The organism is Clostridium swellfunianum (genome assembly GCF_023656515.1).
Lineage (GTDB): Bacteria > Bacillota > Clostridia > Clostridiales > Clostridiaceae > Clostridium_AT > Clostridium_AT swellfunianum.
In genome coordinates this window covers 66,210-81,775 of record NZ_JAMOFV010000006.1, presented here as the reverse complement: position 1 = coordinate 81,775, position 15,566 = coordinate 66,210, and the positions used below count along the sequence as shown (strand labels likewise).

General features: G+C 32.7%; 13 protein-coding genes and 1 other annotated feature. Of the genes, 2 read left to right on the top strand and 11 right to left on the bottom strand.

Going from position 1 to position 15,566, the window contains the following annotated elements; translation table 11 throughout:
* Window positions 1-18: 18 nt before the first annotated feature.
* The 5 genes from NBE98_RS00550 to NBE98_RS00530 all read right to left on the bottom strand — a co-directional run bounded on the left by NBE98_RS00550 (window position 19) and on the right by NBE98_RS00530 (window position 6,089).
* Window positions 19-1,425 (bottom strand): sulfatase, encoded by a 1,407-nt coding sequence (locus NBE98_RS00550; RefSeq protein WP_250811294.1) that lies wholly within the window; start codon window positions 1,423-1,425, stop codon window positions 19-21.
* Window positions 1,426-1,523: 98 nt separating this feature from the next.
* Complete coding sequence (locus NBE98_RS00545; protein ID WP_250811292.1) at window positions 1,524-2,480, bottom strand: family 43 glycosylhydrolase; 957 nt, start codon at window positions 2,478-2,480, stop codon at window positions 1,524-1,526.
* An 81-nt stretch (window positions 2,481-2,561) separates the two neighbouring features.
* Window positions 2,562-4,148: an extracellular solute-binding protein gene (locus tag NBE98_RS00540; RefSeq protein ID WP_250811290.1), complete on the bottom strand. Its 1,587-nt coding sequence runs from the start codon at window positions 4,146-4,148 to the stop codon at window positions 2,562-2,564.
* A gap of 57 nt (window positions 4,149-4,205) precedes the next feature.
* Window positions 4,206-5,102, bottom strand: coding sequence for a carbohydrate ABC transporter permease (locus NBE98_RS00535; RefSeq protein WP_250811288.1), 897 nt, complete (start codon window positions 5,100-5,102; stop codon window positions 4,206-4,208).
* Between the two features lie 15 nt (window positions 5,103-5,117).
* Entirely contained in the window at window positions 5,118-6,089 is a 972-nt protein-coding gene (locus tag NBE98_RS00530) for an ABC transporter permease (RefSeq protein ID WP_250811286.1), read from the bottom strand.
* Window positions 6,090-6,314: 225 nt separating this feature from the next.
* Here NBE98_RS00530 and NBE98_RS00525 point away from each other — a divergent pair, with 225 nt between their 5' ends.
* Both NBE98_RS00525 and NBE98_RS00520 read left to right on the top strand, forming a co-directional pair.
* Window positions 6,315-8,111, top strand: a complete 1,797-nt coding sequence (locus NBE98_RS00525) for a sensor histidine kinase (RefSeq protein ID WP_250811284.1) — start codon at window positions 6,315-6,317, stop codon at window positions 8,109-8,111.
* Between the two features lies 1 nt (window position 8,112).
* Window positions 8,113-9,498 (top strand): response regulator transcription factor, encoded by a 1,386-nt coding sequence (locus NBE98_RS00520; protein WP_250811283.1) that lies wholly within the window; start codon window positions 8,113-8,115, stop codon window positions 9,496-9,498.
* Between the two features lie 120 nt (window positions 9,499-9,618).
* On the opposite strand, the gene NBE98_RS00515 is transcribed toward NBE98_RS00520, so the two are convergent.
* From NBE98_RS00515 to NBE98_RS00490, 6 genes are all read right to left on the bottom strand, one after another.
* The gene (locus NBE98_RS00515) at window positions 9,619-10,320 is read right to left on the bottom strand and encodes a lysophospholipid acyltransferase family protein (RefSeq protein ID WP_250811282.1); all 702 of its coding nucleotides are present in this window, start codon (window positions 10,318-10,320) and stop codon (window positions 9,619-9,621) included.
* Between the two features lie 36 nt (window positions 10,321-10,356).
* Window positions 10,357-11,337, bottom strand: coding sequence for a tRNA epoxyqueuosine(34) reductase QueG (gene queG, locus NBE98_RS00510; protein ID WP_250811281.1), 981 nt, complete (start codon window positions 11,335-11,337; stop codon window positions 10,357-10,359).
* A gap of 64 nt (window positions 11,338-11,401) precedes the next feature.
* Complete coding sequence (gene epsC / locus NBE98_RS00505; protein ID WP_250811280.1) at window positions 11,402-11,986, bottom strand: serine O-acetyltransferase EpsC; 585 nt, start codon at window positions 11,984-11,986, stop codon at window positions 11,402-11,404.
* 140 nt (window positions 11,987-12,126) lie between these two features.
* The gene (cysK, locus tag NBE98_RS00500) at window positions 12,127-13,038 is read right to left on the bottom strand and encodes a cysteine synthase A (RefSeq protein ID WP_250811278.1); all 912 of its coding nucleotides are present in this window, start codon (window positions 13,036-13,038) and stop codon (window positions 12,127-12,129) included.
* 111 nt (window positions 13,039-13,149) lie between these two features.
* Window positions 13,150-13,404: a binding site (T-box leader), on the bottom strand.
* An 84-nt stretch (window positions 13,405-13,488) separates the two neighbouring features.
* Complete coding sequence (sleB, locus tag NBE98_RS00495; RefSeq protein ID WP_250811276.1) at window positions 13,489-14,226, bottom strand: spore cortex-lytic enzyme; 738 nt, start codon at window positions 14,224-14,226, stop codon at window positions 13,489-13,491.
* 106 nt (window positions 14,227-14,332) lie between these two features.
* Window positions 14,333-15,559 carry an NRAMP family divalent metal transporter gene (locus tag NBE98_RS00490; protein WP_250811270.1) on the bottom strand — a complete coding sequence of 409 codons (1,227 nt, stop codon included), beginning with the start codon at window positions 15,557-15,559 and terminating at the stop codon, window positions 14,333-14,335.
* Window positions 15,560-15,566: the final 7 nt, after the last annotated feature.

Here is a 15,566-nt window from a genome sequence, read left to right as displayed (position 1 = left end):
ATTTTTTAGGCTTCGAGTTTATCTTAAAGGACAATATTCCGGATTAGGTGCTGGAATTTTCGCCTCTATGCTGTTCCTCCATACAATTAACCTTTCATGCATTTCTAAAGCTAATTCAGGTAACTTGTCAGCCAAATTTTTTTCTTCACTAATGTCTTCTCTTAAGTTATAAAGTTCTAGCCTATTATCCTCAGAAAACTCAATTAGTTTATAATCGCCAACTCTAATAGCACATCCAGGGGTTCCCCCTTGATTTCCATAATGAGGATAATGCCAAAAGATTGGTCCTCTTTGAAAACTATCACTACCTCTTAATAGAGCCTCAAAACTTTTTCCATCCATATGCTGCTCAGGAATTAATGGAAGACCTGCTATCTTAAGTATTGTAGGGTAAAAATCTGGAGATGTAACAGGCTCATAACAAATACTTCCTGGTGCTACTACATCTGGCCATCTTACAATTAGAGGCTCCCGAACACCTCCTTCATACATCCACCCCTTTCCTTCACTTAAAGGAGCATTACAAGTTGGAGACCCTTCAGCTGTTGCCAACCCTCCATTATCGGATGTAAATATAACTACAGTATTTTCGAGTTGTTCTTTTTCTTCTAGCACCTTCATTAATCTGCCTATATTCCAATCTAAGTTGTAAATCATAGCAGCATATACCGAATCTGATTGCATAATTCTCCTTTGGACTTTTAAATGTTTTTTATAATTACAAGGGAAAAACTCTCCTTCTTCAATACACTTTACCTTATTAATTCCTAATTTTTTTGCCTTTTCTTCAAATCGCTTTATATCCTCATATTTGGCTTCTATTGGAGTATGTACTGTATAATGCCATAGGTTTAAGAAAAATGGTTTTCCATCATTATTATTAATTAATCTAATTGCCTCATTCGTAATTCTATCTGTTAGGTATTCTCCATCTATACCATCACTAAGATTTTCAATGTCATAAGGACTAAAGTATCCTTTAGCTGGATGGCCTAAATGGCAGCCTCCGATATTTACATCAAAACCATGTTTGTCAGGATAGTACTCTTCTGTTCCCAGATGCCACTTTCCAACATGCCAGGTATTGTATCCTCCTTCTTTTAAAGCTTGAGCTAAGCTTTTTTCTTCAAGAGGAAGATACTTCACATATGGTGCATCAATAAGTTTTCCTCTTGTATGAGCTCCAATCCAGTCGGTGACCCCTACTCTAGCCGGATACTTCCCGCTCATTATGCTTGCTCTTGTCGGAGAACAAACAGGACAAGCTGCATAAGCATCAGTAAAAAGCATTCCGTCCTCTGCAAGCTTGTCTATATTAGGAGTTTCATAAAAATCACTACCATAGCAGCTTAAATCCTTCCACCCCATATCATCAATTAATATAAACACTATGTTTGGCTTATTATATCTATTCACATGATTCATTAATTTTCACCTCTATGTTTAATACCTTTATATTAATATACACTGTTTAATTAAAAGATAGGCGAGTAATATATTATTAAGCTACTTAATACCTTCATTTATTTATCTTTTGCTATGAATTTACCATCATTTATATTAATCTCAAATTCATGGCAATAATTTATAGAAATACTGCCATCTTTGTTAAAGTCAATAGGCAGAAATACATACCTAGAATTATGATAATTTTCTCCATCCCATCTATCTGAAACATAAATATAAGTTATTTGTTCATCACCTTCAATTGGTAGAATAAACGCAGGCTGAGTACAATAAGTAGTTTCGTCTCCTATATTTTTCAGTAAACTCCACCTTCCATCTATTGAATTTGCAAATGCATATTTACATTGATTTGGCTCCCAACCGGTACAAAAGGATGAAATCATATAGTATACTTGACCCTTCTTTACAAGGGCTGGAGCTTCCCTATATTCTCCCTGCCATAGCTTATGAACTAAACTCTCTACATTCATATAATCTTCTGTAAGCTTATAAACATGTAAATCAGCATTATCTCTTGACGCAGAAATAAAATATGCTGTTCCATCTTCATCCTTATATAAGGTACAATCTCTTGACATATAGCCATAGGGATTAAAGCTGCCATGATAGACAAAATCTCCATCTGGACTGTCACTAGTTGCAATTGCACAAGCAGCACAGCTATAATCTATTCCATTCTCATAATGAACCCAAAGTACATACTTTTGAGTTAATTCATTGTAAAGCACTTTAGGGCGCTCTAAATTAACCTTTCCCCCTAATTCATTGAGCAATCTTAAATCTGTTCTAATTCGGATAGCTTCAGTCTTTGAATCAGTTGTTAAAATATTATTTCTAAACTCCCAGTTCATTAAATCTTTTGAACGATAACAGCTTACATAATTATCTTTTGTTCTATTTTCCCCATACCAGTAGTAAAATCCATCTTTGAATAGCATATGCCCGCCATGAGCGTGAATTATATTACCGTTTGTATCGTACCAAACGGCCCCATTTTCTAATTTCGAAATCATATTATTATTTCTCCTTCCATATGATCCTTTGTAACCTATAAAAATAGGAAAGACACTATATCTTTCCTATTTTTTATTATTTTATTTTATATAACCAAGTTTCTTCGCTTCGGCATTAACTTCGTCAACCATTTTATCTAAGCCATTTGATTTATACTTGTTATAAATATCTCCCCACATTTTCTCTACAGGATCTTTACCCATCATAATTTGTAGTAGATCATCTGCTGGTTTGATAACAAACTTGTCCTTTAGTGGCGTAGACATATAAGTAAGTCTCATATCAACCTTTGGAGCTTTACATTCAGTCTTAATTATTTTCATATAGTCTTCACCCATCTTTTTAGTTGCTGGGTAAATAGTTGGTTGTTTAAATTCTGTTGTACCTTGATCCCACTCAATGAACCCATTTACTCCTGTAAAAGGATATTTTTTACCAAGATTAACATCAGGTTTTCTTACAATTTGGCCATTTTCTTTAGTATAGTCTTCTCCTTCAATACCAAATCTAAGCATAGTAGTATACTCATCTGATAAGAAGTATTCTATCATCTGCATTATTCTGTCTCTTTTTGCATCGCTTACACTTCCATTGATATATAGCTCAGACCAATATGTTTTAAACATTGAATAATACTTGTTTCCATCAACAGCAGGAAGAGGAGCTAGAATCTTAACAGAGTCTTCAAACTTCTTGTTCGGATAAAGATCTTTCCACTTAGAAGCTAATTCACCGTTAATTTTTGATATACTTCCAGACATAACTAAAGCGCTTATTTGTCCTTGACGGAACTTATCATAGGATATATTTGTTTTAGCGTTTGCAACGTCTGGGTCAATCAAACCTTTAGTATACATGTCACGAGCTAGCTTAAAGGTTGGAAGAGGATCATTTGCAAAATATGTTGGTACATACTTGCCGTCCTTTTCAATCCACTTATAATCACTTCCGCTTCCGTCTGACATAGCAGCAGGTAAGCTGTAGGTAAAGAATAGTCCATCAAATAAAGTTGGATTTATAACTGATAGACCAGCTATATTTTTCTTTTCTGGGTCTTTTTCTTTAATTGCTTTAAGCATAGCTTGGAACTCTTCCCAAGTTGTTGGTTCCTTTGTGATTCCTGCTGCTTGAGCTAAATCCCAACGATATACTACTAAACGGTCAAGAGCATTATACTCTGGGCTGTCCCATGTTTTTCTAGGTATATTATATAATTTTCCATCTTCTTTTAGAGCTTCAATATCACTAACATTTAAATATTCCTTTAACTTAGGATATTTTGATAAATCTGTAGGTAACGCTTTTACTATCCCCTTTTTTATCCAATTATGATAGTTTGAAGTACCAATTGCATCTATTGAGAAAAGATCAGGCAATTGTTTTGAAGTTGACCATAATTGAATTTTTTGAGAATAGTCATCCCAGGTTGTATTAACCGGCTTAATTGTGATATTAAGATCTTTTTCTAACTTTTGAAGGACCTTATCAGAGTCCCTGCCAGCAAGAGCTTTTTCAATTTCCCAGTGAGCAATTGATATCTCCATATGTTCCTTTGATGAATCTTTTCCAGTTTCTACTTTCTGATTTTGAGCTGGTTTGCTTGTGCAACCTGCCAAAGTAGAAACTAGCATCAAGCTAGTAAGTACTAAAGTAAGTACTTTTTTCATAAAACTTTTCCCCCTTATAAATTGAATTATTTAAATAAATAGCTAATGCTATCTTATTTACTCTTTTATTGAACCCACCATAACACCTTTTACAAAGTGTTTTTGTACAAACGGGTATACACAAATTATAGGTATTGCAGAAACCATTATAGTAGCCATCTGCACCGATTGCATATATACCTTTGAATTTCCTAAAATAGCTTGAGCCTGTGTTGAAATTTGTGAACTATAATTGATTAAAACTTCTCTTAAATATATTTGAAGTGGATATAAGGATTTTTCATTAATAAATATATAAGCATTCCACCACTCATTCCACCTTTCAACTGAGTAAAAAAGTGCAAAAGCTGAAATAAAAGGAATTGCTGTTGGTAGAATTACTTTAAATAATACTGTTAGTTCATTCGCTCCATCTATTTTTGCTGCCTCTATTAGACTAGGCGGAATAGTTAAAAAATAGTTTTTCATTATAATTAAATAAAAGGTGTTTATTGCAGTTGGAAATATCATCGCCCATATAGTATTTGTCAGGTTCAAATCAGATACTACAAGGTAATATGGTATTAATCCTCCATTAAAAAGCATTGTAATCATAATAAAAACTAAAAAAACATTTCTGCCTGGCAAGTCTTTTTTTGAAAGAGCATATGCACCAGTAACTGATAAAAACATATTTAAGGAAACCCCTACAATAGTTATGAAAAAAGAATTCATCAGAGATTTTAAAAAAGCTCCATCATTAAAAACTGTTTTATATCCAGTCAAATCCAAAGCATGAAACCAAAAATACGGATTATGCTCCGCTACAGATTTGGCATTTGAGAAAGATAAAATAATAACATTGTAGAAGGGATAAATAGTTAGTATAGCAAGAAAAATAAGAAATACATAAATTAATATATCAACATAATTAAATTTTTCAAGACTGTAAGCCCTTTTCCTTTTATGCTTCATATACTTCACTCCTTTCTAGAAAATACTGTTTTCCCCGCTTTTCTTAACTATAGTATTTGCGGTTAATATTAAAACTAAGTTTATTATTGATTTGAATAGTCCTACTGCTGTAGTATAACCAAAATCCGTACCTACAGAGAAGGCCATACGATAAGTATAAGTATCTATAGTATCTGCAACAGCATAAACCGGGGAAGAGTATAAATTAAATATTTGATCAAAGTTAGCACCATTTGTCATAAGTTGTCCAACAGCTAAAATAAGCATTATAGCAACTGTACTTCTTATTCCTGGCCATGATACATGTATTAATTTATGCCATCTGTTAGCACCATCAATACTAGCTGCCTCATATAATACAGGATCTATTCCTGCAAAGGCTGCTAGATAAATAATTGTGTCCCATCCTACTTCCTTCCATATATTTGATAACCAAATAAAAGGTCTAAATCCTGACAAACTGGTTAATGGAGATATAGGATCAGCACCTACTGCTCTCATAAGCTGATTAACAGAACCACTGTTTCCAAACATAGTAATAACTACTCCTGAAAGCACTACCCAGGATATAAAATGCGGAAATGTAAGTACTGTCTGGAAAAACTTTTTAGCTCTTTCTTTTCTAACTTCATTTAGAATCATAGCAAGTATTATAGCAGAAGGAAAATGAAAAGCTAATTTACCAAAGCTGAATATAATAGTATTTTTAAAAGCTCTCCAAAAGTCCACATCTTTAAACATAACTTTAAAGTTTGCTAGTCCAACAAATTCACTTGTCCAAATGCTATTATAGTCAAATTCCTTGAAGGATAATATTAACCCACCCATTGGCAGATAGGAAAATATTAAATACCACAATAATACAGGAATAAGCAATAAGTATAATAACCAGTAATTTTTAATACTCTTTTTCAAATTAGATTTTTTAACGTTTACATCTCTTTGTTTAATCTGAAGTCTATTTTCGCTTTTAGTTTGTTGTATCATCTGCGTCACCCCCTGTATTTATTCTATAACATCTATTCTATTAAACAATGTAATTAAAACTTATTTATATCTACATTTTAAACATATTGTTTTAATGTTTTTATTGTTTATGTCTAATTATTATATAAATAAGGCTAATTCTAATAATTTTACATTTGTAATCATATAAAATTCTTATATAATTTTATTTAGCAACATAATTTAACACCATTAAGGAGCTTCAAAATGAAAAAGTTTCTGAAAAAAAGCGTAAAATTTCAATTTACATCTATCATTATTGTTTGGGGCGTAGTTTTTTTCTCTATTATTTCCATAATGTCAGTGAATATAATTCATCTTACAAAAACAAAACAAAACCTATATATTAATACTGCTGTTACAGATTTTAATAATAAAATTAATAGTGTTAATAAAGAAGTAGAGGGGATATTTCAAAATCTTCAATATGATAGCGATGTTATTACATATCTGTCTGCAGAACATGATAGCAACTACATGAATATATTATCTGTTATTAATAAAAAAGCCAGTTTATTTTATTCAAGTAATTCCAAGATTGTTGAATTGGCACTTGTAACTAAAAAGAGCTCTAATTCTCTGCTTTTAAATCCTAAAATTCTGAGAGAACTACAAAGCAAAATCTCTCCTTTTGGGATAAGTTATCTTGGAGCCCAAAATTATAATCCTGACCCAGATTATACTTCTCAAAAGAAACTATTGCTTTTATTTGGTGTTAATGTTTATGACTATACAAAAAATAATGTAGATGAACAAGATGTTTTAGGAAGTATAATAATTGGATATAAAATAGATGATTTTTATTCTAAATCTTTTTACAAGGAACAAGGTGATTTATCTTTTTATCTCTTTGATAGAAATCAGATATATCCTATTAATGTTCTTGAATCTCAGGATCAGATAAGCATCAATAAAGATCAATTAAATAAATATATAAACAATAGTATTGATTCTGTAAACGTTAATAACAGGAATGAGATGTACTATATAGATTATGTGAAGCCTTTAGATACATATCTAATAACTTCTATCTCAAGGCATATGTTAATTAAAGATTTGGCAACCACTAGTATACCTATTATACTAATTTCCTTATTTTCCATTGTAACTTTATTTATAACATATAAAATTATATCTTTAGGAGTTATAAAACCCCTTAACAAGTTTTATCAACACATTTCAGAAGGCTGGCAGCAAGGGGTAGATTTTTTAAAGGGTTCTATAAAAATTGAAGGAAATAAAGAAATAATGACTTTTGTTCAAGAATTTAACTCAATGATGAAGGAAATCGATCGTCTTACTAATGATCTTCTTGAAACTATGAGCAAGTTGTATGAAGCAGAAATGGAAAAAAACAAGGCAGAAATAGCGTATTTGCGGAGCCAGATAAATCCTCATTTTTTGTATAATACCCTTGAAACTATAAAGGGAATTGCTATAGAAAATAATGTTCCCCAAATCCCTCAAATAACAACTGCTATGGGTAAGATGTATCGCTACAGCATCAAGGGTAGTCCTACAGTTACTCTTAAAGAAGAAATCGAAATTGTAAAAGCATATTTGACTATCCAAAAGGCTCGTTTTAATGATAGTTTTGATATAATTTATAACTTTGATAAAGATATATTAGATTTTCAGGTTTTAAAAATGATATTGCAACCCTTAGCTGAAAATGCAGTTTTTCATGGTCTTGAAAAAAAGACAGACCACGGCTTGCTTTACTTAGGCGGACAAGTTTCTAACGGTAATTTGATACTCACCATTCAAGATGACGGATTTGGAATGTCTAAAGAAGAATTATATAATATAAATTGCCATTTAAAAGCAATAACAAAGGTTCAAGATGATTTTACACGTGAACATACAGGTATTATAAATACCAGCAATAGAATTAAACTTGCCTATGGAGAGCAATACGGTTTATATTATGAAAGCTCAGAAAACACTGGGACTAAACTTTTAGTGACCTTGCCACCACTAAAGAATCAGAAAGGAGAGATATGAAATGTATAAAGTTTTATTAGCTGACGATGAAAGTTATGTAACTAAATCAATTGCAAGCACTATCCCTTGGGAAGAACTTGGTTTAGAGCTTGTTCACATAGCAAATAACGGAGTCGAGGCTCTTGAATATATAGATACCTCCCCAGTAGATATTGTAATTACTGATGTTAGAATGCCAGGAATTAGCGGGCTAGATCTATGTAAACAGTTAAACCAAAAAAATAAGAATATAAAAATAATTATAATAAGCGGCTATGCTGATTTTGCCTATGCTCAAAAGGCAATGAGATTTGGATGTATTAGTTATTGTCTCAAGCCCATTGAATATGAAGAACTACAATACTTTTTAAATATTGCTGTAAACAAATTAAATGAAAAATATAGAAATAATCCAGTCAATTTACTAGATAGTATTGAAAGTGAAAATTTAGAACAGATTAGAAAAGGTCTTAAACTTAATGGGATAGCTCAAGATAATCTTTATACTGCTATAGCCTTAGGCAATGATATAATGGTTGATTACAAACTGCGTAATAATTGTATATGTCTAAAACTAGGTGTAGGGAAATATGCTTATCTTTTTGAAAATCCACAAGAACAAATGATATTTATTAAAAAGGCACTGCAAAATCCTAAAATATTAGGAATAGGTTACTGTAAAAAAGCAAGCAATCTAAAAGATCTCAAAAGTGACATTCAACATTGCATAAATCTATCATATCAATTTTTTATTGAAGGGCAAAGCTGTGCCTGCAGCGAAAGGTATTCTTCTGACTTTGCGTCAGAAAAAATGAATAGCATACGCCTCTTCTTGGCTTCAAATAACTACCATGAAGTTATAGGTGTTTTACAGGATATACAACACTCAACTTATAGAAAATTATTTCAGATTCAAGATGCTTTAAAGCTGTGTAATTCTATATATTCTTCGCTTACCACTGAGGACGATAAATATATATATACCTTTGATCAGCTTGTTCAAGAATATGGAAACTTTAATAATATGCTCATAAAATCCATGGAGTTTTTAACGGAAAGTAGGACGTTAGATGTTAGCCAATGCTATCAAGCAAGCTCTAACTTTCTAAAAATTATAAAGTATATCAACAACAACTATACTGATGATATATCTATCAAAAATGTAGCAGATATGCTTAATCTTAGTCCAAACTATATAAGTCAGCTTTTCAAAAAGGAAACTGGTACTACCTATACTAAATACCTAATGAGACTACGAATAGATAAGGCTAAAGAATTAATGGATAACACAATGCTTTCTATTAGTGAAATTAGCGAACAAACAGGCTTTAATGACTACTTTTACTTTTTAAAAGCATTCAAAAAATCTGAAGGAATAACTCCCGGGAAATATAGAAAAAAGTTATGATTTCTTTTAAAAATATGCGTATAAAAAAAGCATATTATCCACTACGACAATATGCCTTCCTTAGTGAGCGTATATAGTTTTTGTAAAGCATAACTATGTACGCTGCATTATATTTATATATTATCTATATATACCTCTGTACTCTTCAGGTATAAGTTCCGCAATAGCCTTCATCAAAGTAATTATAGCTCTTTCATCATAAGCATGCCTATCTTCTCCATTTTCTTTGATTGGAAGTTCCATTGGCTTTCCAACCCTTAAGCCAACCTTTGCATGATAAAAAGTTTCTGCAGCCATATCCCCTTCTTTACTAATGGGCATGAATTTTTCTGTTCCCCAAATACCTAAAGGAACTATAGTGGCCTTAGTTAGCTTTGCTATAAGAAGGATGCCCTTCTTAGCTTCTATCATACTTCCTGTTCTGCTGCGGGTGCCTTCTGGAAATATCAAAATGTTATTTCCGCCTTTAAGTATATTAATAACCTTGGTTAGACCTTCCTTATCAGCAGTGTTAGGTTTAACTACTGTAGTTTTAAGAAGCCTCACACCAAAATTAGTTGTAGCATTCTGGGTAAGCTTTATTCCGGCAACATAAGTTACATCTTGCTCTCTCAATAGCCTGTCTAAAATAAGCCCGTCTGAATTGCTTAAATGATTGCAAATAAAAATCACAGGCTTTTTAAGCCCTATTATATTTTCTTGCCCTTTAATATCTAAATCAACATATTTTTTTATTATATGGTCCACAACTTTTCTTGCAATAAAATCCACAAATGTGTCTGGAAGGTATTGAATAAGCTTTGCAATTTTAGGAGAAATCACTTTGGCTCCACCTTTCATATTTAAATCTAAAATATATTATAATTGCAAAGCTTTTAAAAGTCTATGGTAATAATCCTTTACATAAGGCGAGTTAATAGTTTTTTCGTCAATATCCAGCGTCTTATTCAGCAAAGCTTCATTAATAAGAATATTTCTTTGAAGTATATTCTTTCCTCTCCATCCACAAGAGGTTACTGAGTATTTCTCTTTAAATATATTATTGTCTATATTTAAAAGCTCCTTTGAGTTCACATCCTTCATATGCTCATAAGGTATAAACTCTTCTATATTTGAAAGTTTTACTCTCATGTTAAACGGGCATGTATCCTGACAGCTGTCACATCCAAATATTCTTCCTCCAAGCTTATCAAACCAAACATCTTCAATATGTTTTCTTTGAGTTATATAAGACAGGCATACATTAGGACAACTTCCGCCCTTATTTATTGCTTTTGTAGGGCATTCCTTTAAGCACAAACTGCACTCTCCACATTTTTGTTCAATAGGCTTGTCAATTTCTATTTCTAGGTCCGTTATAATTTCACCTAAAAACACATAGGAACCATACTTTTCTGTTATAAGCATATTATTTTTTCCAATAAATCCTATACCGCATAAATAAGCTATATATCTTTCTGGCAGAGGATTACTGTCAACAAAATATATAGCTTTTCCTCCCATGGTTTCTATATGATTACACACCATCTTCAAATAATTTGAAACAACTATATGATAATCTCTTCCTCTTGTATATTTGGAAAAATAAAAGTCAGAGCTTTTTTCTACATCATGTAAATACGGAAAAGCAAAGGATATAATTGTCCTACCTTGTTCCATATGAATGAAAGGGTTTATTCTCTTTTCAACATCTTTTTCCTCAAATTCATTCTCAAGAGCTTTATGCTTTCTTTCTTCAAAGAAGCATTTTAATTCGTCAAATCTTCTGCACTTACAAAAACCTATCGTATCTAGGCCCAAACCCTTGCAAAAATCCATTATGTTTTGTTTGTAATTCATTGATTTTCTTCCTTATGCAAATTGTATTTTTCTTTAGTATATCAGCTTTTCTCATAAGATTAAACTATATAACCATCTCGTTATATATTCTTTGTTTTCTTCCCTTATAGTCCTTAATTTCAATTATTGTACTAGGTAAAGCGTCTATTATTTTGGCTGGTATTCCTACCGCTGTTGCGCTGCAGGGAACATCCTTTAAAACCACTGCATTAGCTCCTACCTTAGCAGCTTTTCCTACATAAATTGGACCAAGCACCTTTGCTCCAGCGCCTATAATGACATTATCTCCTATAGTAGGATGTCTCTTTCCTTTATCCTTTCCTGTACCTCCAAGAGTAACACCGTGATAAATAGTTACATTATTTCCAATCTCAGCAGTCTCACCTATAACTACACCCATGCCATGATCTATAAACAATCCTTTTCCAATCTTAGCCCCAGGATGTATTTCAATACCCGTTATGAATCTGTTTATCTGCGAAATTAATCTTGATAAAAAGTACAGCTTTCTATTATATAATCCGTGTGCAATTCTATGCATCATAATTGCCTGCATCGATGGATATAAAAATAAAACCTCAATGAAACTCCTCGCTGATGGATCATTCTCAATTATATTATTGACGTCATATTTTAAACTTTCAAACATTCTATATCCCCCCTTTGTTGTTCAAATCTACTGCTTAAAATAATTTATTCATATCCAACTAGATATCACGATATCTAGATAAGAAGATATCATGATATCTTCTTATCTTCTTATCTAATTGGTCTTATCATTAATTTACTCTATTCATAAAGCCCCATTGATATATATTTTTCCCCTCCATCAGGAGCTAGAGTTACTATCTTTTTACCTTTTCCAAGTTCCTTAGCAAGCTTTAACGCAATTGCCACATTGGCTCCAGAGGATATTCCTATTAATATTCCTTCCTTTCTTGCTACTAGCCTTGCAGCTTCAAAAGCTTCCTCTTCCGAAGCAGTAATTATCTTATCAACAACTTCCTTAACATATATATCAGGTATAAATCCAGCACCTATACCTTGTATTTTATGTGGTCCAGGCTGACCTCCTGAAATAACTGGAGACTTTTCTGGTTCCACTGCTACAACTTTAATGTCTGGATTAATTTCTTTAAGTCTCTTCCCAACTCCAGATATTGTTCCACCTGTTCCAACTCCTGCTACAAACAAATCTAAATCCTTAACGTCTTTTACTATTTCTTCTGCTGTAGTAGCATAGTGCTTGTTTGGATTTGCCTCATTCATAAATTGCTGAGGGATATAAAATCCATTTTCCTTTTCGGCTATTTCCTGTGCCTTTGCAATAGCCCCCTTCATCCCCTTAGCACCTTCTGTTAAAATTAATTCCGCTCCGTAAGCTCTAATTAAGCTTCTTCTTTCTACGCTCATAGTCTCAGGCATAACTATTATTACTCTATAGCCCTTTAATTTTCCAATCATAGCAAGTGCTATTCCAGTGTTTCCACTTGTTGGCTCAACAATTGTATCTCCTTCTTTTATAAGTCCAAGTTCCTCTGCCCTCTCAATCATTCCAAGAGCAGCTCTATCTTTAACACTTCCACCTGGATTATATTTCTCAAGTTTTAAATAAACCTCAGCCATATTATCGTCAATTAAATTGTTTAATTTTAACAAAGGTGTATTTCCTACCATTTCTAATGCATTGTTAAATATCATAATAAAAATCCTCCTTAAACTATTATTAACAAACTTTTAAAGAAGCAAAGTACTTATAAGATTAATGTGCGCACTTTTAAAAAAATAAAAACTCCGCCTCTTAAAATATTATTAAGAGACGAAGTATAACTCCGCGGTTCCACTCTAATTGGACAAAAAATCCCAGCTCAATCAAGCACAGTACTATGCTCTATCACTATAACGGGCGAACCCGATGCTTCCTACTTAAAAGATAACAATTATCTAAAGTTCGGCGCATAACTCCGAAAGGCACTTCATATAAACTTCTTCATAGAAACCCTCTCAGCTTTGGGAATCCTCTCTGTATGGTCCATTCATATTACTTTCTTTCTTCACAGTATTTCCGAGTAAATTAGTATGATTTATATATTTTCATTATATTCTTTTCTCAGGATTTGTCAACACTTTATTAAAATAAATTATAAAAACTTACCTGCAAAATTTGTGTTTTCCAATTATTTTAATAACTGGTCTTGACCATATCCATTTATTTGTTGTTTTTGCTGGATTGTAATAGAATACAGCTCCTCCTGATGGATCCCATCCATTTAATGCATCTCTTGCAGCTCTTATTGATGAAGGATACATTTGTGCATGAATTTGTCCATCTACTATCGCAGTAAAAGCTCCTGGCTGATAAATTACTCCTGCTATTGTATTTGGAAATCTAGCGTCTCTAGTTCTATTCACTATAACAGCACCAACTGCAACCTGACCTTCATAGGGCTCCCCTCTGGCCTCGCCATTAATACATCTTGCAAGAAGCTGTACATCCCTGTCGCTTGTATTGTTTGTTTTTGATGCAGTTGTTGTTCCTGCTGCAGGTGTACTGCCTCCAGCATATTGTCCTGCATTTATTCCTAAAGCTGTTAAGGTTCTATCTCCTGCGATACCATCTGCCTTGAGTCCGTTCTTAGATTGAAAATTTCTCACTGCCAAGTAGGTTCCATAGCCATAAGCTCCATCAAGACTCCCTTTATAGTATCCCCAGGATTTAAGCCTTCTTTGTATTTCAGTTACTATAACGCCTCTTGATCCCCATCTATATGCTACAGCTCCAACTGGATTTCTAAATGGAGACACATAAATAGAACTTGCTACATATGTAATCATTATAACAGCCAAATAGAGAGCTATTTTTTTGAAGCTAAATACCTTCTTAAACATAGATTCCCTCCTTTTCAACAAAATAATATACAAATGTAGTTTGTGCCAATAGAAAAAAATAATACATTAATACAAATACAAACCCTGACAGTTTGCACTATCAGGGTTATATAAAACTTCCTACAAAAGCAACTATTGTTAAAAGAATTATTAAAACTACAGTAGCTTTAGCTATAAAATTTTGAAATTTATTGTTAACATAGCTCCCCATAACTTCTTTGTCATTTATTAGTTTTAACATAAATATAAGAACTATGGGGCATAAAACACCTGCTAACTGCTGAGTAATTAATATTATCTTTATCAATGAAATTCCTGGTACAAGTATCGCAGCTCCGCTAACACCAATAATAAACAAAATTAAACCAAAAAATACCGGTGCTTCTTTTACCTTATTATTTAGACCGCTCTCAAAACCAAAAGCCTCACAAACTGCATATGAAGTTGAAAGAGGTATTACAAAACATGCCAAAAGGGATGCTCCTAACAGTCCAATTGCAAACAATATGAAGGAATAATTTCCTGCTAAGGGCTTCAGAGCAATTGCAGCATCCTGGGCAGTTTCAATACCTATTCCAAATTTAAAAAGTGTTTCAGCTGTACACACTGTTATAAACAATGCTGTAAGCACTCCCCAAAAGGTTCCTAAGTATACATCTAATTTTTCGTACTTATAATCCTTTAGAGAAATACCTTTATCCACTATTGAAGATTGAAGATAAAACTGCATATAAGGTGTTATTGTTGTACCTACCATTCCAATAAGAACTAAGGAGTAATTTCTCGTAAACACTGCATTAGGCTTAACAGCACTAGTTAAAATGCCATACCAATGCGGCTTTAGTAAGAAAGCAGTTACAATGTAACTAAAAAAAGTAAAAGTTAAGCCTAAAAATATTTTTTCTGCAGTAGAGTAATCTCTCCTGAGCAATATAAATGGAATTAAAATAATTATTGCAGGAATTGAAATATATTTACTTATATGAAAAAGTTCCAAGCTAGCTGCAATTCCTGCAAAATCACCTATGCAAACGCCAAGATTTGCAATTAACAGGACACTCATTGCAAATAATGCCCATTTAACTCCAAATCTTTCTCGAATCAAATCTGATAATCCCTTACCAGTAACTACAGCCATTCGAGCATTCATCTCTTGAACAACTGCAAGTCCTATACCTATTGCAAAAAGGCCCCAAAGCATTGAATAACCATATTGTGCTCCAATTACAGAATAGGTAGTAATCCCCCCTGCATCATTGCCTGCATTTGCAGTTATTAGCCCTGGTCCTAAAATACTAAAAACAAATAATACTCTGCTCCATTTTTTCTTCATGAGTCAC

Coding starts and splice junctions, on each gene's coding strand:
- NBE98_RS00520 (WP_250811283.1), top strand. CDS start 8,113: ATGTATAAAGTTTTATTAGCTGACGATGAAAGTTATGTAACTAAATCA.
- NBE98_RS00530 (WP_250811286.1), bottom strand. CDS start 6,089: ATGATACAACAAACTAAAAGCGAAAATAGACTTCAGATTAAACAAAGA.
- NBE98_RS00550 (WP_250811294.1), bottom strand. CDS start 1,425: ATGAATCATGTGAATAGATATAATAAGCCAAACATAGTGTTTATATTA.
- NBE98_RS00535 (WP_250811288.1), bottom strand. CDS start 5,102: ATGAAGCATAAAAGGAAAAGGGCTTACAGTCTTGAAAAATTTAATTAT.
- NBE98_RS00545 (WP_250811292.1), bottom strand. CDS start 2,480: ATGATTTCGAAATTAGAAAATGGGGCCGTTTGGTACGATACAAACGGT.
- queG (WP_250811281.1), bottom strand. CDS start 11,337: ATGAATTACAAACAAAACATAATGGATTTTTGCAAGGGTTTGGGCCTA.
- NBE98_RS00540 (WP_250811290.1), bottom strand. CDS start 4,148: ATGAAAAAAGTACTTACTTTAGTACTTACTAGCTTGATGCTAGTTTCT.
- sleB (WP_250811276.1), bottom strand. CDS start 14,226: ATGTTTAAGAAGGTATTTAGCTTCAAAAAAATAGCTCTCTATTTGGCT.
- epsC (WP_250811280.1), bottom strand. CDS start 11,986: ATGTTTGAAAGTTTAAAATATGACGTCAATAATATAATTGAGAATGAT.
- NBE98_RS00490 (WP_250811270.1), bottom strand. CDS start 15,559: ATGAAGAAAAAATGGAGCAGAGTATTATTTGTTTTTAGTATTTTAGGA.
- cysK (WP_250811278.1), bottom strand. CDS start 13,038: ATGATATTTAACAATGCATTAGAAATGGTAGGAAATACACCTTTGTTA.
- NBE98_RS00525 (WP_250811284.1), top strand. CDS start 6,315: ATGAAAAAGTTTCTGAAAAAAAGCGTAAAATTTCAATTTACATCTATC.